Annotated in this window: 18 protein-coding genes and 1 tRNA gene; 8 read left to right on the top strand and 11 right to left on the bottom strand. The window is 63.5% G+C overall.

Going from position 1 to position 23,695, the window contains the following annotated elements; translation table 11 throughout:
• The first annotated feature begins 19 nt into the window (after nt 1-19).
• Entirely contained in the window at nt 20-865 is an 846-nt protein-coding gene (locus tag J2X19_RS11370; protein WP_310373229.1) for a symmetrical bis(5'-nucleosyl)-tetraphosphatase, read from the top strand.
• On the opposite strand, the gene J2X19_RS11365 is transcribed toward J2X19_RS11370, so the two are convergent.
• The 8 genes from J2X19_RS11365 to J2X19_RS11330 all read right to left on the bottom strand — a co-directional run bounded on the left by J2X19_RS11365 (nt 862) and on the right by J2X19_RS11330 (nt 13,048).
• Nucleotides 862-2,310 carry a DEAD/DEAH box helicase gene (locus J2X19_RS11365; RefSeq protein WP_310373228.1) on the bottom strand — a complete coding sequence of 483 codons (1,449 nt, stop codon included), beginning with the start codon at nt 2,308-2,310 and terminating at the stop codon, nt 862-864. The two genes, J2X19_RS11370 and J2X19_RS11365, sit on opposite strands and share 4 nt — an antisense overlap.
• Nucleotides 2,311-2,468: 158 nt before the next feature.
• On the bottom strand, nt 2,469-4,892 hold the full coding sequence (gene lon / locus J2X19_RS11360; protein WP_116603728.1) for an endopeptidase La: 2,424 nt from the start codon (nt 4,890-4,892) through the stop codon (nt 2,469-2,471).
• Between the two features lie 97 nt (nt 4,893-4,989).
• Nucleotides 4,990-6,255, bottom strand: a complete 1,266-nt coding sequence (gene clpX / locus J2X19_RS11355) for an ATP-dependent Clp protease ATP-binding subunit ClpX (protein ID WP_116603729.1) — start codon at nt 6,253-6,255, stop codon at nt 4,990-4,992.
• Between the two features lie 105 nt (nt 6,256-6,360).
• On the bottom strand, nt 6,361-6,981 hold the full coding sequence (gene clpP, locus J2X19_RS11350) for an ATP-dependent Clp endopeptidase proteolytic subunit ClpP (RefSeq protein ID WP_092756201.1): 621 nt from the start codon (nt 6,979-6,981) through the stop codon (nt 6,361-6,363).
• Between the two features lie 91 nt (nt 6,982-7,072).
• Nucleotides 7,073-8,383 (bottom strand): trigger factor, encoded by a 1,311-nt coding sequence (gene tig, locus J2X19_RS11345; protein WP_116603730.1) that lies wholly within the window; start codon nt 8,381-8,383, stop codon nt 7,073-7,075.
• Between the two features lie 23 nt (nt 8,384-8,406).
• Nucleotides 8,407-8,493: transfer RNA gene (locus J2X19_RS11340), tRNA-Leu, on the bottom strand.
• A gap of 144 nt (nt 8,494-8,637) precedes the next feature.
• Nucleotides 8,638-11,832: an efflux RND transporter permease subunit gene (locus J2X19_RS11335; protein WP_310373227.1), complete on the bottom strand. Its 3,195-nt coding sequence runs from the start codon at nt 11,830-11,832 to the stop codon at nt 8,638-8,640.
• Between the two features lie 7 nt (nt 11,833-11,839).
• Entirely contained in the window at nt 11,840-13,048 is a 1,209-nt protein-coding gene (locus J2X19_RS11330) for an efflux RND transporter periplasmic adaptor subunit (protein WP_310373226.1), read from the bottom strand.
• Between the two features lie 129 nt (nt 13,049-13,177).
• Between J2X19_RS11330 and hpnC the strand changes: the two genes are divergently transcribed.
• The 3 genes from hpnC (at nt 13,178) to hpnE (ending at nt 16,306) form a co-directional block, all read left to right on the top strand.
• Complete coding sequence (hpnC, locus tag J2X19_RS11325) at nt 13,178-14,044, top strand: squalene synthase HpnC (protein ID WP_310373225.1); 867 nt, start codon at nt 13,178-13,180, stop codon at nt 14,042-14,044.
• Between the two features lie 154 nt (nt 14,045-14,198).
• Nucleotides 14,199-15,038: a presqualene diphosphate synthase HpnD gene (gene hpnD / locus J2X19_RS11320; protein WP_310373224.1), complete on the top strand. Its 840-nt coding sequence runs from the start codon at nt 14,199-14,201 to the stop codon at nt 15,036-15,038.
• A complete protein-coding gene (hpnE, locus tag J2X19_RS11315) occupies nt 15,035-16,306 on the top strand; it encodes a hydroxysqualene dehydroxylase HpnE (RefSeq protein ID WP_310373223.1) in 1,272 nt (423 codons plus the stop codon). Before hpnD ends, hpnE begins: the two co-directional genes overlap by 4 nt.
• Before the next feature lie 65 nt (nt 16,307-16,371).
• On the opposite strand, the gene J2X19_RS11310 is transcribed toward hpnE, so the two are convergent.
• The 3 genes from J2X19_RS11310 to J2X19_RS11300 all read right to left on the bottom strand — a co-directional run bounded on the left by J2X19_RS11310 (nt 16,372) and on the right by J2X19_RS11300 (nt 19,279).
• Nucleotides 16,372-17,307, bottom strand: a complete 936-nt coding sequence (locus J2X19_RS11310) for a ferritin-like domain-containing protein (RefSeq protein ID WP_116603736.1) — start codon at nt 17,305-17,307, stop codon at nt 16,372-16,374.
• Between the two features lie 308 nt (nt 17,308-17,615).
• Nucleotides 17,616-18,416, bottom strand: coding sequence for a ferritin-like domain-containing protein (locus tag J2X19_RS11305; RefSeq protein ID WP_310373222.1), 801 nt, complete (start codon nt 18,414-18,416; stop codon nt 17,616-17,618).
• A gap of 161 nt (nt 18,417-18,577) precedes the next feature.
• Nucleotides 18,578-19,279: an HAD family hydrolase gene (locus J2X19_RS11300; RefSeq protein WP_310373221.1), complete on the bottom strand. Its 702-nt coding sequence runs from the start codon at nt 19,277-19,279 to the stop codon at nt 18,578-18,580.
• 20 nt (nt 19,280-19,299) lie between these two features.
• On the opposite strand from J2X19_RS11300, the gene hemH reads away from it, so the two are divergent.
• The 4 genes from hemH to J2X19_RS11280 all read left to right on the top strand — a co-directional run bounded on the left by hemH (nt 19,300) and on the right by J2X19_RS11280 (nt 23,677).
• Entirely contained in the window at nt 19,300-20,406 is a 1,107-nt protein-coding gene (gene hemH, locus J2X19_RS11295; protein ID WP_310373220.1) for a ferrochelatase, read from the top strand.
• 48 nt (nt 20,407-20,454) lie between these two features.
• Nucleotides 20,455-21,675 (top strand): BaiN/RdsA family NAD(P)/FAD-dependent oxidoreductase, encoded by a 1,221-nt coding sequence (locus J2X19_RS11290; protein ID WP_310373219.1) that lies wholly within the window; start codon nt 20,455-20,457, stop codon nt 21,673-21,675.
• Nucleotides 21,676-21,723: 48 nt separating this feature from the next.
• Complete coding sequence (locus J2X19_RS11285) at nt 21,724-22,524, top strand: phosphate/phosphite/phosphonate ABC transporter substrate-binding protein (protein WP_310373218.1); 801 nt, start codon at nt 21,724-21,726, stop codon at nt 22,522-22,524.
• Between the two features lie 220 nt (nt 22,525-22,744).
• A complete protein-coding gene (locus tag J2X19_RS11280; protein ID WP_310373217.1) occupies nt 22,745-23,677 on the top strand; it encodes a fatty acid desaturase in 933 nt (310 codons plus the stop codon).
• The last annotated feature ends 18 nt before the right edge of the window (nt 23,678-23,695 follow it).

The raw sequence follows: 23,695 nt of genomic DNA, 5'->3' as shown, positions 1-23,695 counted from the left end.
CATCTAAGAAAATAAACACATGGCACTTTACTTGATTGGCGACCTGCAGGGCTGCGACGGCGCACTGCAACGGCTTTTGGACAAGCTGGACTTCTCCCCCAGCCGCGACACCCTCTACCAGCTGGGTGACCTGGTGAACCGTGGCCCGGCTTCGGTCGAGGTACTGCGGCGGCTTATGGGCTACGGGGACGCCGCGCGCTGCCTGCTGGGCAACCACGATCTGCATTTGCTGGCCGCGGCCTATGGCATACGCCCTACGCACCGCCTGGACACGCTACAGGGCATCCTGCAGGCTCCCGACCGTGCGGCCTTGCTCGACTGGCTGCGCCACCAAAGCATGGCCATGCGCGAGACATTGGAGGGCCAGGACATTCTGATGGTGCATGCAGGTGTGTTGCCAAACTGGAACGCCGCGCAAACCATGGCGCTGGCCGCGGAAGTGGAAGCGGTGCTGCGCGGGCCCGATCTGGTCGAGTTTCTGGGTCAGATGTATGGCAACACCCCGACGCAGTGGGACAACGCCTTGCAAGGCATGGACAGACTGCGGGTGATCGTGAACGCACTCACGCGGCTACGCTTCTGCACCCAGGACGGCCACATGGAGTTTGATAGCAAGGAAGGTGCAGGCGCCAGACCCGCAGGCTATATGCCCTGGTTTGAGGTACCGGGCCGGCTGACCACAACAACCACGGTGGCCTTTGGCCACTGGTCCACGCTAGGTTGGCTAGGCCGCAGCGACTTGTTGTCGCTAGACACCGGCTGCGTCTGGGGCGGCTCGTTGAGCGCGCTGAAGATCCAAGCGGCTCCAGCGCACAACGAACTCATCCAGGTACGCTGCGAGCAAGCACAGCAACCGGGCAACTAAGCCGTTACGGCAGGCGCCACGGCCTTGAACAAGGCCGCCACTTTGCGCTTGGGCTTGATATTGGCCGAGATACCACGCACGGTCGCGTGCTTGGCCGAGGCTTCCCAGGTAGGCGCTTCGGTAGCAGCAGGCGCCTGGTAAGGCTGGTCGAAGAACGGATCGCGTGGAGCGCTGTGGCGCTGCGGGCGCGGCGCCGGACGTGGCGTATCCAGCACATCGCGCGGATCATCACCGCCCCAGGCCCGCCGCCCGTCGTTGATGCGACCCTGCTCACGGATCTTCGGAATATCTTCCTCGAACTCCATGGCTTCCAGCTCGATCTTGGTTTTGATCAGTTTTTCGATATCGGCGACCAAACGTGCATCACTGCCCGCCACAAAGCTGACCGCCAAGCCAGAAGCCCCGGCACGGCCGGTACGGCCAATGCGGTGCACATAGTCTTCGGCGTTAAAAGGCACGTCAAAGTTGAATACCGCGGGCACGTCCTTGATGTCCAAACCGCGGGCGGCCACATCGGTACATACCAGCAGATCGACTTCGCCCTTTTTGAACGACTCCAGCGCCTTCAAGCGTTCATCCTGGCTCTTGTCGCCATGCAGGGCCGTCGTCTTCAGGCCCTCCTTTTCCAGCGAACGGGCCAGGCGCGCGCAGCCCAGCTTGCTGTTGACGAACACAAAGGCTTGCTTCATGCCACGCGACTTGAGCACCTGGTGCAGTGCACGGCGCTTGTCATCGGCATTGACGCTGTAGAAGTGCTGCTCGACCGTCGACGCCGTGGCGTTGGAGCGGGCCACTTCAATGGTGACCGGGTCTTGCAGATAGCTACTGGCCAAGCGTTTGATTTCGGGCGAGAAGGTGGCCGAAAACAGCAAAGTGGTGCGCTGTTTGGGCAGATAGCTCAGGATGCGCTGCAGATCCGGCAGAAAGCCGATATCGAGCATGCGGTCGGCCTCGTCCAGCACCACGTATTCCACCTGGTTCAGTACTGCATTCTTGGCTTCGATATGGTCCAGCAAACGGCCGGGCGTGGCCACCAGGATTTCCACGCCTTTTTTCAGTTCCAAGGTCTGGGGCTTCATGTCCATGCCGCCGAACACCACTGCACTGCGCAAATTGGTATGTTTGGCATAGGACTTGACGGCCTGGGCCACCTGGTCGGCCAACTCGCGCGTAGGCAGCAGCACCAAGGCCCGCACCGGATGCCGGGCGGGTGAGGTGGAGGCGTTTTCGTGCTTGAGCATGCGCTGCAGCAAGGGCAGCGAGAAAGCGGCTGTTTTGCCTGTGCCGGTCTGGGCCGCGCCCATCACGTCACGGCCTTGCAGGACCACCGGAATGGCTTGCGCCTGGATCGGTGTCATGGCGGTGTAGCCCATGTCAGCCACAGCACGTGACAAGGGTTCTGCAAGCTGCAGTTGCGAGAAAGAATCCAGGGGGGTATCGCTCATCAAATCCAGAGGTTTGTAGCTATTCAAATAATAGCAAATTGCACCCACGCGTCGCGGGCAAACCCTGATTATCCCCGAATTTGCAAAATCACGACTACAAACGCCAAGGGCCGACGGGATTTGCATCCCATCGGCCCTTGGCTTGGCAGCACGTGCGGCTAGTGCTTGACTGGTACGACCGGGGTCGCTGCCGCGGTTTCCAATGCAGGAGCGACGACCACTGGCTCTTCATCGGGCAGTGGCTGAGGCATACGCTCCAACGCCACTTCAAGCACCTGGTCAATCCACTTCACAGGCACGATCTCCAGACCATTTTTGACATTTTCGGGAATGTCTTGCAGGTCCTTGGCGTTCTCCTCGGGGATCAGCACCGTCTTGATACCGCCGCGCAAAGCCGCCAGCAGCTTCTCTTTCAGGCCGCCGATGGCCGTGACTTCACCACGCAGGGTGATTTCGCCGGTCATGGCCACGTCACCCCGCACAGGAATGCCTGTGAGCGCAGACACAAAAGCGGTCGTCATGGCCGCGCCGGCGCTGGGACCATCCTTGGGGGTGGCACCATCGGGCACGTGAATGTGGATGTCCTTTTTCTCGAACACTTCGTCCTTGATACCCAGGCGCTTGGAACGGCTACGCACTACAGTGCGGGCCGCTTCCACCGACTCCTTCATCACGTCACCCAGCGAACCGGTGCGGGTGATCACGCCCTTGCCGGGCATGATCGCCGCTTCAATGGTCAGCAAATCGCCGCCGACTTCGGTCCACGCCAGGCCCACCACCTGACCCACCTGGTTTTGCTGCTCGGCACGACCGTAGGTGTACTTTTGCACGCCCAGGTAATCGTTGAGGTTGTCCGCAGTCACCTTGACCTGGGGCACCATTTCCTTGAGCAGCAGGCCCTTGACAACCTTGCGGCAGATCTTGGACAGTTCGCGCTCCAGCGAACGCACACCGGCTTCGCGGGTGTAATAGCGCACGATGTCGCGCACGGCGTCTGGCGTCAACAACAGCTCGGCTTCGCTCAGGCCGTTGTTCTTCAACTGCTTGGGCAGCAGGTAGCGAACCGCAATATTGGTCTTTTCGTCTTCCGTATAGCCCGACAAGCGGATCACTTCCATGCGGTCCAGCAGGGCCGAAGGAATATTCATGGAATTGGACGTCGCCACAAACATCACATCGCTCAGGTCGAAGTCCACTTCCACATAGTGGTCTCCGAACGTGTGGTTCTGCTCGGGGTCCAGCACCTCCAGCAAGGCGCTGGATGGGTCACCACGGAAGTCGGTGCCAAGTTTATCGATTTCATCCAGCAGGAACAGCGGATTGCGCGTGCCGATCTTGCTCAGGCTTTGCAGCACCTTACCGGGCAAAGCGCCAATATAGGTGCGGCGGTGCCCGCGAATTTCGGCCTCGTCGCGCATGCCGCCCAAGGCCATGCGCACGTATTTGCGCCCGGTGGCCTTGGCAATCGACTGACCCAGCGAGGTCTTGCCGACGCCAGGAGGCCCTACCAGACACAGAATCGGCGCCTTGACCTTGTCGACCCGTTGCTGGACCGCCAGATATTCCAGGATACGGTCCTTGACCTTGTCCAGTCCGAAGTGGTCTTCGTTGAGCACGCCTTCGGCATTGCGCAAATCGTGCTTGATCTTGGTCTTCTTGCTCCATGGCAAACCGGTCAGCACGTCGATATAGTTGCGCACCACCGTGGCTTCAGCCGACATGGGCGACATCAGCTTGAGCTTCTTCAGCTCGCTCTCGGCCTTCTTCAGCGCCTCTTTGGGCATTTTGGACAGCTTGATCTTTTTCTCGATCTCATCGATGTCCGCGCCCTCTTCGCCCTCGCCCAGTTCTTTCTGGATGGCCTTGACCTGCTCGTTCAGGTAGAAATCGCGCTGGTTCTTCTCCATTTGGCGCTTGACGCGGCCGCGGATCTTCTTGTCCACATTCAGAATGTCGACTTCGCGCTCCAGCTGGCCATAGAGGTTTTCCAGTCGTTCACGCACATCCGACAGATCCAGAACCACTTGTTTGCTATCCAATTTGAGTGGCAAATGGGCGGCAATGGTATCGGCCAAACGGCCTGGATCGTCGATGCTGGAAATCGATGTCAGGATCTCGGGCGGAATCTTCTTGTTCAGCTTGACGTACTGGTCAAACTGTTGCATCACGGCGCGGCGCAAGGCCTCGATTTCCGTGGTTTTTTGGGTCAAAGCCACAGTCACCACAGGCGTGACGTTGGCGGTGAAATGCGATTCGCCATCTTCAATGTGGTTGACGCGCGCCCGCTGCTGCCCTTCGACCAGCACTTTGACCGTGCCGTCCGGCAATTTCAGCATCTGCAAGATGGTGGAGACGCAGCCGACATCAAACATGTCGGATACCGAAGGCTCATCTTTGGCGGCCGCCTTTTGGGCTACCAACATGATGCGCCGGTCGGACTCCATCGCAGCCTCCAGGGCCTTGATGCTTTTCGGGCGCCCTACAAACAGCGGGATCACCATATGGGGGAACACCACCACGTCGCGCAGAGGCAACAACGGCAGGTCGAGGGGTTCGGCAGGGAGAGGAATGTGTCCGGACATGAGGATCCTTTGAGTAACCCGTTGAATATGGACTTCTAACGGTAATTTTCAACCCTCCCCAGCTGCCAAACCGGCAACATGGGATAGGGACGCCCGGTTAAGCCTTCTTCGCAGCTTCGCGGTACACCAACAAAGGAGGCTTATTCTCATCAATCGTAGATTCGTCCACCACCACTTTATCCACATTGTGGTTGGTAGGCAGATCAAACATGGTGTCAATCAGGGACAACTCCAAAATCGAGCGTAATCCCCGTGCACCGGTTTTGCGGGCCAATGCCTTTTTGGCAATCGCCTTCAGAGCCGACGGTCGGATTTCCAGATCCACGCCTTCCATGGACAGCAGCTTGCTGTACTGCTTGACCAGCGCATTCTTAGGCTCGGTCAGGATCTGCACCAGGGCATCTTCGCTGAGTTCGGCCAGCGTCGCCACCACAGGCATACGCCCCACCAGCTCGGGAATCAGGCCAAACTTGATCAAATCTTCAGGTTCTACGTCTCGGAACACCTCGGTCAGGCTGCGTTGCGCCTTGCTCTTGACGGAGGCGCCAAAGCCGATTCCAGAAGACTCGGTACGGTTGCCAATCACTTTTTCCAGCCCCGAGAACGCGCCGCCCAGAATGAACAGGATGTTGGTGGTATCGACCTGCAGGAAGTCCTGATTCGGGTGCTTGCGGCCACCTTGTGGCGGCACGCTGGCCATCGTACCTTCAATCAGTTTGAGCAAAGCCTGCTGCACACCCTCACCCGACACATCGCGGGTGATCGACGGGTTGTCTGACTTGCGCGAGATTTTGTCGATTTCGTCGATGTAAACAATGCCGCGCTGGGCCCGTTCGACTTCGTAGTTACAACTTTGCAGCAGCTTGGCGACGATGTTTTCCACGTCCTCGCCCACATAGCCGGCTTCGGTCAGGGTGGTGGCGTCGGCCATCACAAATGGCACATCCAGCATGCGGGCGAGGGTTTGCGCCAGCAGCGTCTTACCGGAACCCGTAGGGCCGATCAGCAAGATATTGCTCTTGGTCAGCTCTACTTCGTCCTTTTTAGCCGTTTCCTTGTGGCGCAGACGCTTGTAATGGTTGTACACCGCGACCGCCAAAGTGCGTTTCGCAACCTCTTGGCCAATCACGTAGTTGTCCAGATTGTTCTTGATTTCGACTGGCGTGGGCAGTGCAGCTCCGGCTTCACGGGCCTCGGTGCCAGCAGGCAGCTCGTCGCGGATGATGTCGTTGCACAGGTCTATGCATTCATCGCAAATGAACACCGACGGCCCTGCAATCAGCTTCTTCACTTCATGCTGGCTTTTGCCACAGAAGGAGCAGTACAGGGTTTTTTCGCTGGAGGAGCCTTTTTTCTCGGCCATGGGAGGAATGCCTTTTCAGTCGTTGCTGAATGATAACCAAATAAAAACGGCGCTTTCTAGTGCAGAAAACGCCGTTATGGGCTGCTTAGCCGCCTATCTCTAGGCTTAAGGGCGCTTGCTGATCACCTCGTCCACCAGGCCATAGGTCTTGGCTTCGTCGGCAAACATGAAGTAGTCGCGCTCGGTATCGCGTTCGATTTTTTCCATCGTCTGGCCGGTACGCTCGGCCAGGATACGGTTCAGCTGGTCGCGGGTCTTCAGGATGTCACGCGCGTGGATCTCGATATCGCTCGCCTGGCCTTGCGCACCGCCGGACGGTTGGTGGATCATGACACGCGAATTGGGCAGCGAAAAGCGCTTGCCCTTGGCGCCAGCCGCCAACAAGAAGGCACCCATGCTGGCAGCCATGCCCACGCACAGAGTCGACACATCGGGCTTGATGAACTGCATGGTGTCGTAAATCGCCATACCTGCGGTCACCGAACCACCGGGTGAGTTGATGTAGAAGGAAATGTCCTTGTCAGGATTTTCGCTTTCCAGGAACAGCAACTGTGCGACCACCAGATTGGCGGTCTGGTCATTGACCGGGCCCACCAAGAAAATCACGCGCTCCTTGAGCAAACGCGAATAGATATCGTACGAGCGCTCACCGCGGCCCGACTGCTCGATGACCATCGGCACCATGCCGAGACCCTGGATTTCCTGTGTGCTATTACGGATGAACATGGAGTTTCCTGCGTTGTTGAAGAGCTATTGAAAGCAAATAAGGGCTTGCGTAGAAAACACAAGCCCTTATATCGCGTATCCGGCAGTGGACTTAGTTCTGACCCATCAGCTCGTCAAACGCAACCGCCTTCTCAACCACTTTAGCCTTGCCCAACACGAAGTCGGTGACATTGCTTTCGATCACGATGGCTTCGACTTCTGCCAGACGCTGGTTGTCGCTGTAGTACCAACGGACCACATCAGCTGGCTTTTCGTAGCTGGCGGCCAGCTCTTCGATATGGGCCTTGATCTGCTCGGTCGTGGCTTGCAGCGCATTGCTACGCACCAGCTCGGCAACCACCAAGCCCAAGCGCACACGGCGCTCGGCCTGGGGACGGAAGATGTCATCCGGAATCGGTGCCTTGTCGGCGTCCTTGATGCCGCGCTGCTTCAGATCGGCGCGGGCCGACTCGACCATGCGGTTCAGTTCGGTCTGGACGCTGGAATTAGGCAGATCCAGCTCGGCCTTGGCGATCAAAGCATCCATCACGGCTTGCTTGTTGCGGGCCAAAACGCGGAACTTGACTTCGCGCTCCAGGTTCTTGCGGATGTCGGCGCGCAGGCCTTCGACCGTAGCGTCGGTGATACCCAGCGACTTGGCCAGGGCTTCGTTGACTTCAGGCAGGTGGGCGGCTTCGATCTTCTTCACGGTGACCATGAAGTCGGCTTGCTTGCCGGCCACGTCCTTGCCGTGGTAGTCAGCGGGGAAGGCCAGCGGGAAGGTGCGACTTTCGCCGGACTTCATGCCACGCACGGCGTCTTCAAATTCCTTCAGCATCTGGCCTTCGCCAACCAGGAACTGGAAGGCTTCGGCTTTGCCGCCTTCGAAGGTTTCGCCGTCGATCTTGCCTTCGAAGTCCACCGTCACGCGGTCGCCGTCTTCGGCTGGAGCTTCCAGCGCGCGCTGGGCGAAGGTGCGGCGTTGCTTGCGCAGGATTTCGACGGTCTTGTCGATTGCACCGTCGTCCACGGCGGTAGTGATTTTTTCGACTTCAGCAGTGCTCAGGTCGCCAATCTTGACGTCGGGGAACACTTCGAAGATCGCATCAAAAGCCATTTGGCCTTCGGGCGAGGTTTCGTTTTCGCTGATGCGGGGCTGGCCTGCGACACGCAGCTTGGCTTCGTTGGCGGCAACGGCGAAAGCCTCGCCCACCTTGTCGTTCATCACTTCGTAGTGAACCGAATAGCCATAGCGCTGTGCGACCACGTTCATCGGCACTTTGCCGGGACGGAAGCCGTCCATCTTGACGGTGCGGGCCATCTTCTTGAGACGGGTAGCCACTTCGTTCTGGATCACATCCACAGGCAGGGACAGCGTGATTTTGCGTTCCAGCTTTTCAAGGGTTTCAACAGTAACTGCCATCTGAGATCTCGTATAAAAAATTGTGGTGCGCGGGGGGGGACTCGAACCCCCACACCATTGCTGGCGTCAGGACCTAAACCTGGTGCGTCTACCAATTTCGCCACCCGCGCAAATACAGAACTGAACAGACGGCCCGTAAAGCTGCCACGGGGGCAAGCCATTTCAGACCGTCTGCGTGAAATCGGTAAGCCCGCTATTTTAGCGTGCTTGGCGACCGGTTTTACCCGGATGCGCTCCGGGTTCACCCTTGGCTGTCACTTGGGCTCGCGCTTGACCCGGAACCAGGCCGCGTACATGGCCGGCAAGGCCAGCAGGGTCAGCACGGTGGCCACCACCAGCCCGCCCATGATGGCAACCGCCATCGGCCCCCAGAACACCGAGCGCGACAAGGGGATCATCGCCAGCACGGCCGCCGCAGCGGTCAGGACGATGGGCCGTAGTCGCCCCACCGCCGACTCCACGATCGCATCCCAAGTGGCAACGCCGCGGGCCCGCTCCTGCTCGATCTGGTCGATCAGGATCACCGAATTGCGCTGGATCATGCCCATCAGCGCAATCACCCCGAGCAAGGCTACAAAGCCAAACGGCCGGCCCAGCAGAATCAGGGCGCCGGCCACCCCGGCAATCCCCAGGGGGCCGGTCAGGAACACCAGCATCGCCCGGCTGAAGCTGTGCAGCTGCAGCATCAACAAGGTAAAAGTCAGGAACAGCATGATGGGTACGCCGGCTGCGATCGAGGCCGAGCCCTTGCTGCTTTCCTCCACGGCACCGGCCACCTCGATGCGGTAGCCGCCCTGGCCCTGGGCCGCCCATTGCGCCTCCAGTGCCTTCAGCGCTGGCAGCAGTTCACTGGTCACCGTCGCACCCTGCAGGCCTTCGGTGATATCGCTCTGCACGGTGATCGCATAGTCGCGGTTCTCGCGCCACATCACGCCCGGCTCCCAGTCGAACACCGGCTTGGCGATCTGCGTCAGCGGAATCGAGCGGCCCGTCGAGGTAGGCAGGTACGCATTGGCGATGTCGGTGATCGCGCTGCGCTCGTCCAGCGGCTGGCGCAGCACGATGTCGATCAGCTTGTCGCCATCGCGGAACTGGCCGACAGTGGAGCCGGTCAGTATCACCCTGGCGGCCTGCGCAATCGACTGGCTGGTCACGCCCAGCGCGCGGGCCTTGGCCTGGTCGACCTCCAGCCGCATCACCTTGACCGATTCGTTCCAGTTGTCATTCACGCCGCGGGTGTTCGGGCTTTTGCGCATGGCGGCCTTGACCTCGTCGGCGCGCGTGCGCAGCACCAGCGGATCCCCCCCCACCACCCGGAACTGCACCGGATACGGCACCGGCGGCCCATTGGGCAGCAGCTTGATGCGTCCGCGCACCTCGGGGAACTCGGTTGCCAGCAGAGTCGGCAGCTTGACGCGCAGCAGCTCACGCTGCTTCAAGTCCTTGGCCACCACGATGAACTGCGACACATTGGTTTGCGGGAACACCTGGTCCAGCGGCAGATAGAAGCGCGGCACGCCCGAGCCGACCCAGGCGCTGACCGTGGCCACACCGCCCTCTTCCATCAAGCGCGCCTCGACCCGCTTGGCCGTGGCTTCATTGGCCACGAAGGACGTGCCTTCGGGGAACCAGATATCCACCATGATCTCCGGGCGACTCGAATCCGGGAAGAACTGCTGTTGCACCTTGCCCATGCCCACAATGCCCAGCGCAAACACCAGCAAGGTCAGGCCGATGGTGATCCAGCGGTGCAGCACGCACCAGCCCACCAATTGGCGGAAGCGGTTGTAAAACGGGGTGTTGAACGAGTCATGGCCGTGCTCGACATGTTCGACCACGCCGGCCCCGGGCAGCACCTTGGCATGCGGCGGCGCCTTGAGCAGCAGCACGCCCAGGTAAGGCACAAAGTACACCGACACCACCCAGCTCAGCAGCAAGGCCAGCACCGTGACGGCAAAAATAGCGAATGTGTACTCCCCGGTGACCGACCGGGCAATACCGATGGGCAAAAAGCCGGCGGCGGTGATCAAGGTGCCGGTCAGCATCGGCATGGCGGTGATTTCATAGGCAAAGGTGGCGGCCCGCACCTTGTCGTAGCCCTCCTCCATCTTGCGCACCATCATCTCCACTGCAATGATGGCGTCGTCCACCAGCAGGCCCAGCGCAATGATCAGCGAGCCCAGCGAAATCTTGTGCAAGCCTATGCCCCAGTACCACATGCCCAGAAACGTCAGGCCCAGCACCAGCGGAATGGTGATGCCCACCACCAAGCCGGGCCGCATGTCCAGCGTATAGCTGCGCCAGAACGGGTGTTTACCCGGCCGCTTGTGCAGCCCCAGGCTGATGAAGCTGACCACCAGCACGATCACCACCGCCTCGATCAGCACGTGCACGAACTCGTTCACCGAGGTGCTGACCGCCTTGGGCTGGTCCTGTATCTGCACCAGCTTCACGCCGGCGGGCAGGCTCTGGCTGATGCGGGCCGACAGCTGGTCCATGGCCTTGCCCAGGGCGATGATGTCGCCGCCCTTGGCCATGGAAACCCCCAGGGCAATCACTTCCTTGCCCTGGTGCCGCACCTTGACGCTGGGCGGGTCCACATAGCCGCGGCTGATGCTGGCGATATCGCCCAGGCGCAGCTGGCGGCCGCTGGCATCGCCGCCCGCGCCGCGGATCGGCATGGCGCGCAGCTGCTCCACCGCCTCGAACTGCCCGGCCACCCGCACCTGCACCACGTCCAGCGGCGTCTGCACCGTGCCCGCGCTCTCGATGGCGTTCTGCTGGCCCAGCTGCGCCACCACCTGGTTCATGTCCAGCCCCAGCTGGGCCAGGCGCTTTTGCGACAGCTCGATATAGACCTTCTCGTCCTGCACGCCAAACAGCTCGACCTTGGCCACATCGGGCACGCGCAGCAGCTGCTGGCGCACATCGTCGGCTACCGCCTTGGTTTCAGCGTTGCTGAAGCCGTCCGACTCCAGCGCGTAGATCACGCCATACACATCACCAAAATCGTCGTTGAAGAACGGCCCCTGTATGCCCGACGGCAGGGTGTAGCGCATATCGCCGATCTTCTTGCGCACCACGTACCAGACATTGGTGACATCGCCGCCTTTGATCGAGTCCTTGACCTGGAAGGTGATCTGCGACTCGCCTGGCTTGGAGTAGCTGCGGATCTTGTCGGCAAATGGCACCTCCTGCAGCGTGCGCTCCAGCTTGTCGGTCACCTGTTCGGCCACCTGCTGGGCGGTGGCGCCCGGCCAGTAGGTACGCACCACCATCACCCGGAAGGTGAACGGCGGGTCTTCGTCCTGGCCCAGCTGGAAGTAGGCGGCAAAGCCCAGCACCATCAGCACCACCAGCAGATAGCGGGTCAGCGCCCGATGCTCGAGCGCCCATTTGGAAAGATTGAAGCCCGGCTTGGGCTGGTCGGGGGTTTGGCTGGGCATCATGGCTGGCTCACTGGACCGCAGAGGCTGGGGCGGCAACCGGTTTTGCTACTGTATTCGTAGCTGCTTGCGCAGGTACAGACTGCGCTGGAGCCGTTTTTTGTTGATAAATAACCACCTTCTGGCCTGGCGCCAGCACATGCACACCCGCGGACACCACCTGCATGCCGGGCTGCAAGCCGCTGGCGATCACCGCCTCGTTGCCATCGGCCGTGGCCACCACCACCGTCTGCGCCTTTACCGTCATGCTGGCGGTGTCCAGCACCCAGACCGCCGTGCTGCCATTCGCCTCCTGGCGCAGCGCGCTGGTCGGCAGCTTGATCACCGGCTGGCCTGCATGGCCCAGCGACTGCGGCACCACATTCACCGTAGCCCCCAAGGCAGGCGCAGTGGCGGCGTCGATGCCCACCTTGACCTGGAAGGTCCGCGTCACCGGGTCGGCGCTGGCCGCCACTTCGCGCACCTTGCCCACCAGCTTGGTGTCGCTGGCCCAGACCCGCACCTCGACGGACGAGCCCAGCGCAACCCCGGCCACCCGGTCCTCGGGCACCACGAACACCACGTCGCGCGCGCCGTCCTGCGCCACCTTGACCACCGGCGTGCCGCCGCTGACCACCTGGCCAGGCTCGGCAGACACCGCCGTCACCACCCCCGCCACATCCGACACCAGCCGGGTATAGACCGCCTGGTTGCCGCTGGACGCCAGTTGGGCCTGGGCCTGTTGCACCTGGGCCTGGGCCGACTTGAGTGCGCTGTCGCGCCGCTCCAGCTCGGCGCCGCTGATGAAGTTCTGCTCTTTCAGCTCTTTGTAACGCTTGTAGTCGGCGCTGGCCAGGTCGCGGCTGGTGGTGGCCGCCGTCAGCTGGGCCTGGGCTGCATCGGCGGCCAGCTTGTAATCCTGCGGGTCCAGTTGGGCCAACACATCGCCCACCTTGACGCGCTGGCCCAGCTCGGCCTGGCGCCGGATGATCTTGCCGGCTACGCGAAAGCTCAGCGCCGACTCGGTCCGCGCCCGCACTTCCCCGGGGAATTCGAGACGGGCCTGCATATCGCTGGCCGCCACCGTCAGCACCTTGACGGCCCGCACTGGCTCGGGCGCGGCCTCGGGCTTGGAACAGCCGGCCAGCACGGCAGCCACCGCAACCCCGGCCAGGCCGAGACGAAAAACGGCGCGCGCAGCAGCCGACCAGGGGGACGAAACAAAAGAATGGTGTGACATAACAGGCCTAGTGGAAAACGGCGAAAGCCAGCCAAAAGGCCTGCACTGTGCGTAGGCCCGGTTTGTTACTGACTAACGGGTTAGTAATTTAGGGGAACGGGCATAAGGTGTCAAGCGACAATCCCTGCCGTGAATGCCCACCCCTCATCCCAAAATGCTACCCCACAAAGCGTGCGCCACTACGAGAACTTCCCGGTCGCGTCGATTCTGTGCCCGGCCGCTCTGCGCCCGCCCATTGCTGCCATCTACTGGTTTGCACGCACCGCCGATGACATCGCCGACGAAGGCACGGACCCGCCCGCCCAGCGGCTAGCCGACCTGGCCGCCTTCCGCGCCGACCTGGTCGCAACCGCCGCCGGCAAGCCCGCCTCGACGCGCTGGCCCAAGGTGTTTGGCCCCCTGCAGGTCGCCATCAAGCAATGGCGACTGCCGAAAGCGCTGCTGGACGACCTGCTGAGCGCCTTTACCCAGGACATCATCAAAACGAGGGATAAAGCTGGCTACGCTGACCGCGCCGACTTGCTGGCCTACTGCCAGCGCTCGGCTGCGCCGGTGGGTCGCCTGCTGCTGCATCTATATGGTGTGAAAGACGCCGCCTCGCTGCAGCGCAGCGACGCCATCTGCAATGCGCTGCAACTCATCAACTTCTGGCAGGACCTGAGCCTGGACTTGCCGCGTGGCCGCTTCTACCTGCCGCAAGACCGCAGCCAGCGCCACGGTGTGGACGAAGCTGCCTTGCACGCACAGCCGCAAAGCCCGGCGCTGACCCGGCTGATGGAAGAAAATGTGGCCTGGGCCCGCGACCTGATGCGCAGCGGCGCCCCGCTGGTACACCGCGTACCGGGCCGCGCCGGTTGGGAACTGCGCCTGGTGGTGCAAGGCGGCTTGCGTATCCTGGACAAAATCGAAGCCCTGGGTTGTGCCACCCGGCACCAGCGGCCCACCGTCAGCGCCCGGGACGTGCCGCTGATGCTGTGGCGCGCGCTTTGGATGTAACAATACAAACAACTACACACCCATCCCACGCTGCGCACGGCACGCCTGCTTCCAGAGATACCGCAGAACCGGCTTTGCCGGGCTGCCGGTATCGCCCCCTGCAAGGGGGTTGGCGAAGACACGAAGTGCGCAGCCTGGGGGTGAGCCACAATTTATGACCCCCGAGCAATACGTCCAAGAAAAAGCCGCCTCGTCCGGCAGCAGTTTTTATTACGCCTTCCTGTTTCTGCCCAAGCCCCGCCGGGCCGCCATCACCGCCTTCTATGCGTTTTGCCGCGAGGTCGACGACGTGGTGGACGAAACCCATGACGCCGGCGTCGCCCGCACCAAGCTCCACTGGTGGCAGGGCGAGGTGTCCAGCGCCTATGCGGGCAAGCCCACCCACCCGGTGATGCAGGCCCTGATGCCGCTGGCCGCCGACTACCAGATCGAAGAACGCCATCTGCACGCCATCATCGAAGGCTGCCAGATGGACCTGGAGCAGACCCGTTACCTCGACTTCCCCGGCCTGCAGCGCTACTGCCACCTGGTGGCCGGCGTGGTCGGCGAGGTGTCGGCGCAGATCTTCGGCCAGACCGACCCGGCCACCACCGAATACGCCCACACCCTGGGCCTGGCGTTCCAGCTGACCAACATCATCCGCGACGTCGGCGAAGACGCGCTGCTGGGCCGCATCTACCTGCCGGTCAACGAGCTGCAGCAGTTCGACGTGAAGGCGCACGAAATCCTCAAGCGCACCTACTCCGACCGCTTCACCGCGCTGATGCGCTTCCAGGCCCAGCGCGCCCACGGCCTGTACGACAAAGCCTTCGCCATGCTGCCCGCCGCCGACCGCCGCGCCCAGAAGCCCGGCCTGATGATGGCCAGCATCTACCGCACCCTGCTGCGCGAGATCGAGGCCGACAACTTCCAGGTGCTGCACCAGCGCGTCAGCCTGACCCCGCTGCGCAAGCTCTGGCTGGCCTGGAAGGTCCAGGCGCTCAACAAGCTATGAAAATTGCGGTGATCGGTGCCGGCTGGGCCGGCTTGGCCGCTGCCGTCACCGCCACGCAGGCCGGGCACCACGCTACAGTTTTTGAAGCATCCCGTGCAATCGGTGGGCGCGCCAGAGCTCTGTTTGACTCAAATGATGGCGCGCCGCTGGACAACGGCCAGCACATCATGATCGGCGCCTACGCCGAGACCCTGCGCCTGCTGCGTACGGTCGGCGTCGATCTGGACCAGACCCTGCAGCGCCTGCCGCTGAGCCTGCTGTTCCCCGACGGCCAGGGCTTGCAGCTGCCCAACCTGCGCGCGCCCTTCGACGCTCTGGTCGGCATACTGCGCGCCCGCGGCTGGGGCTGGGCCGACAAGGCCGCCCTGCTGCGCACCTCGGTAGGCTGGCAAATCGCCGGCTTCCAGTGCCGCCCAGAGCAGTCGGTGGCCGACCTGTGCCGGTCCCTTACCCATCGGGTCAAGCACGAACTGATAGAGCCGCTGTGCGTGGCCGCACTCAACACCCCGGCACATCGCTCCAGCGGCCAGGTGTTCCTGCGGGTGATCCAGGATTCGCTGTTCGGCGCGCCCGGCGGCTCCAACCTGCTGCTGCCGCGCGTCGACCTGGGCGCGCTATTCCCCCAGCCCGCCGTGCAGTGGCTGGAACAGCGCGGCGCCGCCGTGCTGATGGGCCACCGCGTCCAGTCCATCCACCCGCAGGCACTGCAATGGTGGGTCGACGGCCAGCTGTTCGACCAGGTGCTGTTGGCCTGCCCGTCCTGGGAGGCCGCGCGCCTGGTCGGCGCCAGCGGCGTACCCGCAGACGACTGGCTGGCGCTGGCCCAGGCGCTGCAGTTTGAAGCCATCACCACGGTCTACGCCCGCAGCACGGCCCCACAAGCCAATTGGGCCCAGCCCATGCTGGCGCTGCGCAGCGATGCCCTGAATCCCGCCCAGTTTGTGTTCGACCGCGGCCAGCTCGGTGGCCCGCAGGGCCTGCTGGCCTTTGTGGCCAGCGCCAGCCACGGCGACCGCCAGACGCTGGAACAGGCCGTCATTGCCCAGGGCCGGCAGCAGCTGGGCCTGGCCGATCTGCAGGTACTGCAAACCGTGGTCGAAAAGCGCGCCACCTTCGCCTGCACGCCCGGCCTGCAGCGCCCCGCGCAGCACATCGCTCCCGGACTGCAAGCCTGTGCCGACTATGTGGACGGCCCCTACCCGGCGACGCTGGAAGGCGCGGTGCGCAGCGGCCTGGCGGCCGTTTACGCACTTGTCCCTCAGACATAAAAAAGGGGGACCCAAAGGTCCCCCAAACTACCGCCTCGCATCTGCGGCCAGGCCGCATTCAGACCTTAGGACCGCAGCCGGTATTCGTCGCGCAGTGCCTTCACCAGGTCGTGGTTCTTTTGCACACCCTGCATCTGGCGTTCCACCAGGCTGCGGACGTCCGCCGGCAGGTCTTGTTTCAGCGCCTTGCGGTAACGGGCCAGGGCCGTGTCTTCACCACGCTCGCACTCTTCCAGCACGGCCAGGTCGCTGTCGCTGGTCAACATGCCTTTGACGGCCACCCAGCCGCGGTGCGCCGCACCGCTGACGGTGCCGCCGTCTTCTGGCACACCGCCCAGGCGCAGCACTTCAGACGCCAGCTCGGCGGCCGAACTGGCGCAGTCGCGCATGCGCTGCTCGAAGGTCGATTTCAGCTGGGCGGTCTCGGTGCGCTCCATGCAGGCCTTGAAGCCGTATTCGCCGTCGTGGCAGGTTTCCACCAGGTCGTTCAGTACATCGATCACGTCGTCGTTGTCCAGCGGCTCGGCGGTATCGGCCAACTGGCCTTCGTTGATGCGGTCCCAGGCGGCCCGGGTGGCGTAGCGCGCATCCGGCCATGCCAGGCTGGAACGGCCGCGCTGCTCTTCCCACCGGCGGGCCAGTTCGGGCTCGACGGCACTGAACTCGCTGCCGTACAAGTTGCCGCCGCTCCAGCCCAGCGCATAGGCGGGTCCGTAGTCGTCATAGGTACGGCCGGCTTCGTAATACGGTTCGTCCTGGTAGCGTTCGCGCCAGTAGGCTTCTTCGGCGGTCGGGTTCACCGCTTCGGCGCCGGCTTTGCCAGCCAGCCCGCCCGCGACCGCCCCCGCCACGCCGCCAATCGCCGCGCCGACCGGGCCGCCCATGGCGCCGAATGCAGCGCCGGCCACAGCCCCGCCGGTGGCGCCCAGGCCGGTGCCCACGGGGTGCGCACCGGGTTCACCCGAGATCGGGTCGAGGTTGGCATCTTTTTCGTTCAACATAGGATGGCTCCTTTAAATGGTGGAATGGATCCGGCCCGCCGTCCACGGCAAACCACTGGCATGCACCGGCGATATAGCGCCCTTCTCAGCGCATACAGGTCCGTGGTGGCTGGGCTGGTAACTTCATCTTGGTGGCTGCTGCGGATTTGGTACGTCGGCCAGACGGGCACGGCCATGTAGGAGAAAACGCCGAATCCCGGCACGGGTATTTTTCGTACACCGGCTGCCACAGCCGTTCGCCAATTGCCTTGTTCACGCCTGATCCCGCCGGGTGCTGCCCCGGCGCAGCGGCAGGGGCAGCACCCGGATCAGACGCGGAACAGTTTGTGGTCGTCGCGCAAGGCCTTGATGTAGCCATGGCTGCTTTGCACGCCCTGCATCTGGCGCTCCACCAGGGCCTTGATGTCGGCCGGCAATGCGTGCTGCAGTGCCTTGCCGTAGCGGGCCAGGGTGATGTCCTCGCCGCGCTCGCACTCGTCCAGGATCGCCTGGTCGCTGTCGCGGGTCAGCATGCTGCGCACCGCGACCCAGCCGCGGTGCGCAGCACCGCTGACCGTGCCTCCGTCCTCGGGCGTACCGCCCAGGCGCAGCACTTCGTCCGACAGGTCGGCCACTGCGATGGCGTAGTCGCGCATGCGCTGCTCGAACACCGCTTTCAGGTTCGGCGCATGGACGCGCTCTATGCAGACCTTGAAGCCGTATTCGCCGTCGTGGCAGGCCTCGACCAGGTCGTTCAGGATGTGCACCAGATCGCCGTGGTGCATGGGAGCCGCCGCATGGGCCACGCCCTGTTTGACCCGGTCCCAGGCGGCCCGGGTGGCCTCGCGCGCATGGGCCCAGGCCAGGCCCGAATTGCCACGCTGGCGCTCCCACTGCCGTTCCAGTTCGGGCTCCATCAGCTCGAATTCCGTGCCGTACAGGCCGACACTGCTCCAGCCCAGGGTGTAGGCCGGGCCATAGTCGCCATAGCCGTGGCCAGCCTGGTAGTAGGACTCGCGTTCAAAGCGTTCGCGCCAGTAGATCTCTTCGGTCTCCGGATTCACCGCCTCGGCACTGGATGCGCTGGCCGGGTCCATGTTTTCATTCTTTTTGTCCTTTGCGTGCAACATAGGAATGCTCCTTCAAACAATGGAATGGAAGCCAGCCCGCCGCGCACGGCAAAGCCGGCAGTTTTCATAATGGTTCGCCTGGCGGACATGTCAAATCCAGCCTGTAGGAGAAAACGCCGAATCCCGGCGGCGTGGCCGGGTGGCTGACGTCGCTGGTTGCGTTAACGCTGCTGGGCCAGCAGCGCGCACAGGGCGCCGAGCTCGGCCACGTGCAGGTGCGGCTGGACCGCGTGGCTCCAGGCATGCTGGCCGCGATTCACCCACACCGCCTGCATGCCGGCCTGGACGGCCGCCACCACGTCGAGCAGCGGGTCGTCGCCCACGTGCAGCACGGCGTCGGGGGCCACCCCGGCGGCAACGGCGGCGGCGTGAAAGATGCGCGGATCGGGCTTGGCCACGCCAAATTCCCGGGCGCTCAGGGCGGCTGTGAAATGCGTGCCAATGCCGACCCGGTGCACATCGGCATTGCCATTGCTCAGCGCCACCAAGGGGTAGCGCGCGGCCAACCATTCCAGCGCGGGCAAGGCATCGGCATACAAGTCCACCCTTTGCCGGGCCGCAAAAAACACATCGAAAGCCGGTTCGGCCAGGTCGGTGTCTTCGCCCGCCAGCTGCAGCGCCAGGCGGATGGATTCACGGCGCAGCGCGCTCAGGTCATGGCGCAGATCCGGCCGCTCGGCCTCCAGCTGCACGCGTACGCCGCGCAAGGCCTCGGTGCTGTTGTAGCGCGCCGCCGTGGCCGGGGCGTAGTCCACCAGCCACTGCAATAGCTCGGCTTCGGCCCGCTCGATGGCCGGCCACACCGGCCACAAGGTGTCGTCCAGGTCCAGGGATATTGCTTTGATTTTCGAGAGGTCCAACATAGGTACGGGAGAATACCGGAATGCCCCTCTTCGCCTCCCCCTTCAAGCCAGAACCCCCACACGTCCACGCCCAAGCCCCGCGCACCGGGGTTTTGTACTGCAACCTGGGCACGCCCGATGCCGCCACGCCGGCGGCAGTGCGCCGCTATCTGGCCCAGTTTCTCAGCGACCACCGGGTCATCGAGATCCCCAAAATCCTCTGGAATGTCATCCTGCACGGCATCATCCTGCGCACCCGGCCCAAGCAGTCGGCCGCCAAATACGCCAGCATCTGGACGCCGCAGGGCTCGCCCCTGCGCATAGGCACCGAGCAGCAGGCGGTGATGCTGCGCGGCTGGCTGGGCGAGCGCGGCCACCAGCTGCAGGTGGACTACGCGATGCGCTACGGCAGCCCGTCGATCGCCGAGCAGCTCGACAAATTCAAGGCCCAGGGCGTGACCCGGGTGCTGATCGTGCCGGCCTATCCGCAGTATTCGGCCACCAGCACCGCCAGCGTGTTCGACGCGGTGTATGACTGGGCGCGCCAGACCCGCAGCATCCCCGAGCTGCGCTTCATCAACCGCTACCACGACGACCCCGGCTACATCGCCGCCCTGGCGCGCCGGGTGCGCAGCCACTGGCAGCAACACGGCAAGCCCGACCAGTTGGTGATGAGCTTCCACGGCGTGCCCGAGCGCACGCTGCACCTGGGCGACCCCTACCACTGCGAATGCCACAAGACCGCGCGCCTGCTGGCCAGCGCGCTGGGCCTAGCCAAAGAAGAATACAAGGTGACTTTCCAGTCGCGCCTGGGCCGCGCCAAATGGCTGGAGCCCTACACCGAGCCCAGCCTGATCGCCATGGCCAAAGCCAAGGTCGCCCGCGTCGACGTGGTCTGCCCCGGCTTCACCAGCGACTGCCTGGAGACGCTGGAAGAAATCGCCATGGAAGGCAAGGCCGCGTTCCTGAACGCCGGCGGCAAGGAGTTCCACTACATCCCCTGCCTGAACAGCGAGCCCGACTGGATCACCGCGCTCAGCCACATCGTGCAAACCCATCTGCAAGGCTGGCCGACGCAGAACCCGGTGGATGCACAAAGCCTGACCGATACCGCAGCGCGCGCCAAGGCGCTAGGAGCAAAGCAATGATTTTTATAGCTGCTCCCGCAGGTACTACAAGCGCTAGAGGCCCATTTGATGCATAAGTTTGATGTCGTAGTGATCGGCGCCGGCGCGGCCGGCTTGTTTTGCGCCGGCGTGGCCGGGCAGCGCGGTTTGAAGGTGCTGGTCATCGACCACAGCGAGAAAGTGGCCGAGAAGATCCGCATCTCCGGCGGCGGCCGCGCCAACTTCACCAACAAGGACGTGACCCCGGCCAACTTCCTCAGCGAGAACCCGCACTTCTGCCGCAGCGCGCTCAGCCGCTACGCGCCCAAGGACTTCACCGAGCTGGTGACCCGCCACGGCATCAGCTTCCACGAGAAGCACAAAGGCCAGCTGTTCTGCGACCGATCCGCCGAAGACCTGGTCAACATGCTGCTGGCCGAATGCGCCGCCGGCAATGTCACGCGCTGGCAGCCCTGCAGCGTCAAAAACATACGCTATTCGGCTGCTGGCGCAGACAGCACTGGCGCAGGCAGCTATGAAATCGATAGTAGCGAAGGCACCCTACAGACACCGCAAATCGTGGTCGCCACCGGCGGCCTGTCCATCCCCAAGATCGGCGCCACCGACTTTGGCTACCGGCTCGCCCAGCAGTTCGGCCTGCGCATGGTCGCGCCGCGCCCGGCCCTGGTGCCGCTGACCTTCGACAGCGCAGCCTGGGCGCCGTATGCGCATTTGTCGGGCCTGGCGCTGCCGGTGCAGATCGAGGTTGGCGCCAAGAAGACCAAGACCAGCTTCCTGGAAGACCTGCTGTTCACTCACCGCGGCCTCAGCGGCCCGGCCGTGCTGCAAATCTCCAGCTACTGGCGCGAGGACACGCCGATCCGCCTGAACCTGGCGCCCGAAGTCGACCTGCCGCCCGCCCTGTCGCGCGCCAAAGCCACCTCCCGCAAGCTGATCGCCAACGAGCTGGCCCAGCTGGTCCCGTCCCGCCTGGCCGACGCCTGGGCGGGCCAGGACGCCGCCTGGCAAAAACCCATCTGCGACGCCACCGACAAAGCCCTGGCCCAGCTTGCCGAAAAACTGGCCCGCTGGGAGCTGACGCCGAACGGCTCCGAAGGCTACAAAAAAGCCGAGGTCACCGCGGGTGGTGTCGACACGCGCGACCTGTCGTCGCAGACCATGGAGTCCAAGCAGCCGGGGCTGTATTTCATCGGCGAGGTGGTCGATGTGACGGGGTGGTTGGGGGGGTACAACTTCCAGTGGGCCTGGGCGAGTGGGTTTGCTTGCGGGCAGGCGCTGCGGGCGGGCTGAATTTCCTCTGCAGCTGCGCCCCACTACACCTCCACACACGACTTTCCCATGATCGCCTCCCTCCCCATGTACGTGTCCCACCCAACCGGCAGCGCTGCGCTCTGGCAGTACCTGGCCGGTTACCTGCACCAGGCGGGTGTGCCGGAGGTACCCACGGAGCTGGACGTGCCGACCAACGACGGCCTCACCGGCCATTGGCTGCGGCCCGACCTGCTGTTCAGCCAGTGCTGCGGCTACCAGATGGTGGATGCGCTGGAGCACAAGGTGCAGCTGGTCGGCGCCTTCCATTACACGGTGCCGGGCTGCGAGGGCATCCACTACAGCAGCCACCTGGTCTGCAGAGAAGACGACGCCGGCCGCGCGCTGGCCGATTTCCGTGGCCGGGTGGTGGCCTACAACTCGGTCGATTCGCAGTCGGGCTACCACAGCCTGCGCAGCATGGCGGCGCCGCTGGCGGTGGACGGGCGCTTCTTTGCGCGGGCGATCGCCTCGGGCGCGCACATCGCTTCGCTGGCCCTGGTGCGCAGCGGCGCGGCCGATATCGCGGCCATCGACTGCATCAGCTACGCCCAGTTCCAGCGCTACCAGCCCGAGGTGCTGCAGGGCACGCGCATCGTCGGCCGCACCGCCAGCGTGCCGGGCACGGCACTGGTCACCGCCCTGGGCACGCCGCCCGCGCTGCTGGCTTTGTTGCGCCAAGGCCTGCGGCAGGCGATGGCCGACCCGGCGCTGGCCGGCACGCGTGCCGGGTTGCTGCTGGGCGGATTCGAGGCCGTGCCGACCGCAGCGTACCGGGTGCTGCAGCACCTGGATAGACAGGCCACGGCGCTAGGCCTGGCGCAGCTGTAGCCATATTTAGAAGAAATCGGCCTGCAGCGCATATTCCACCTGCGCCAGCAGCTATTTTTAATATAGCAATTGGCCGCTGAGCCATGGCTGGTACGGGCGCAACCACATGCTGCTATCCCGCTGGCACCGAATATGCTTAGGCGTATTTATTCTTTGCTTGTATATACCGGGTGAACGTAACATCCATAGCAGGCATTTTTCTGCTTGTTACATCCCCACCATGCACAGCCCCAGCACTCTTGCACGCAGCCGTCTTGAATGGCCAACCTGGCTTTTGACGGCCGGCATCTACCTGGCCTGGGCGGCGGTAGTGGTGTATTGGCGGCAGCTGGGCGATGTACTGGGCAGCGCGGCCTTGCTGCTAGTGGTCTGCTGGTACATGAGCCTGCAGCACGAGCTGGTGCACGGCCACCCCACGGCATCGCCACGCATCAACCGCCTGCTGGGCCTGGCGCCGCTGGCCGTCTGGTACCCGTTCGACATGTACCGCCACAGCCATCTGATCCACCACCAGGACGAACACCTGACCCGGCCCGGCATCGACCCCGAAAGCAACTACCTGACGGCCGCCCAGTATGCGGGCCTGCCCGCCTGGCAGCGCGTTTGCTGGCGCTGGCAGCGCACGGTGTTGGGGCGGCTGCTGGTCGGCCCGGCGCTGGCCATCGTGCCAACCTGGGCCGATATCCTGCGCCAGCCGCTGCGGGGCGACTGGTCGCACAGCCGCAGCTGGGCCGAGCACCTGGGCCTGCTGGCGCTGCTGCTGTGGGCGCTGCAGCACTATGCGGGCATCCACCCGCTGCACTATCTGCTGGTGTCCTACCCGGCGCTGGGCCTGGCCATGCTGCGATCCCTGTACGAGCACCGGCCGGCGCTGCGCCCCGCGCACCGCATCGCCATCAACGAGGCCAGCCCGTTCTGGCGCCTGCTGTACCTGAACAACAACTACCATGTGGTGCACCACGAAACCCCTTCCATGCCCTGGTACCGGCTGCGCGCCACCTACCTGGCCGACCGCAGCGGCTACCTGCAGCGCAACGGCGGCTTCCTGGTGCCGGGCTACGGCCATCTGTTGCGCCGGTTTGCGCTGACACCAATTGATTCACCTGTGTTACCAGAAGAACTGATTCCTGTGGCACGCTCTAGCCTGCACTGAAATCTTGTCCATCTCCGT

Origin of the sequence: Rhodoferax ferrireducens, assembly GCF_031458075.1 — a bacterium.
Lineage (GTDB): Bacteria > Pseudomonadota > Gammaproteobacteria > Burkholderiales > Burkholderiaceae_C > Rhodoferax_B > Rhodoferax_B ferrireducens_A.
The sequence above is the reverse complement of the archived record's forward strand: the minus strand, read 5'-3'. Positions and strand labels throughout refer to the sequence as shown.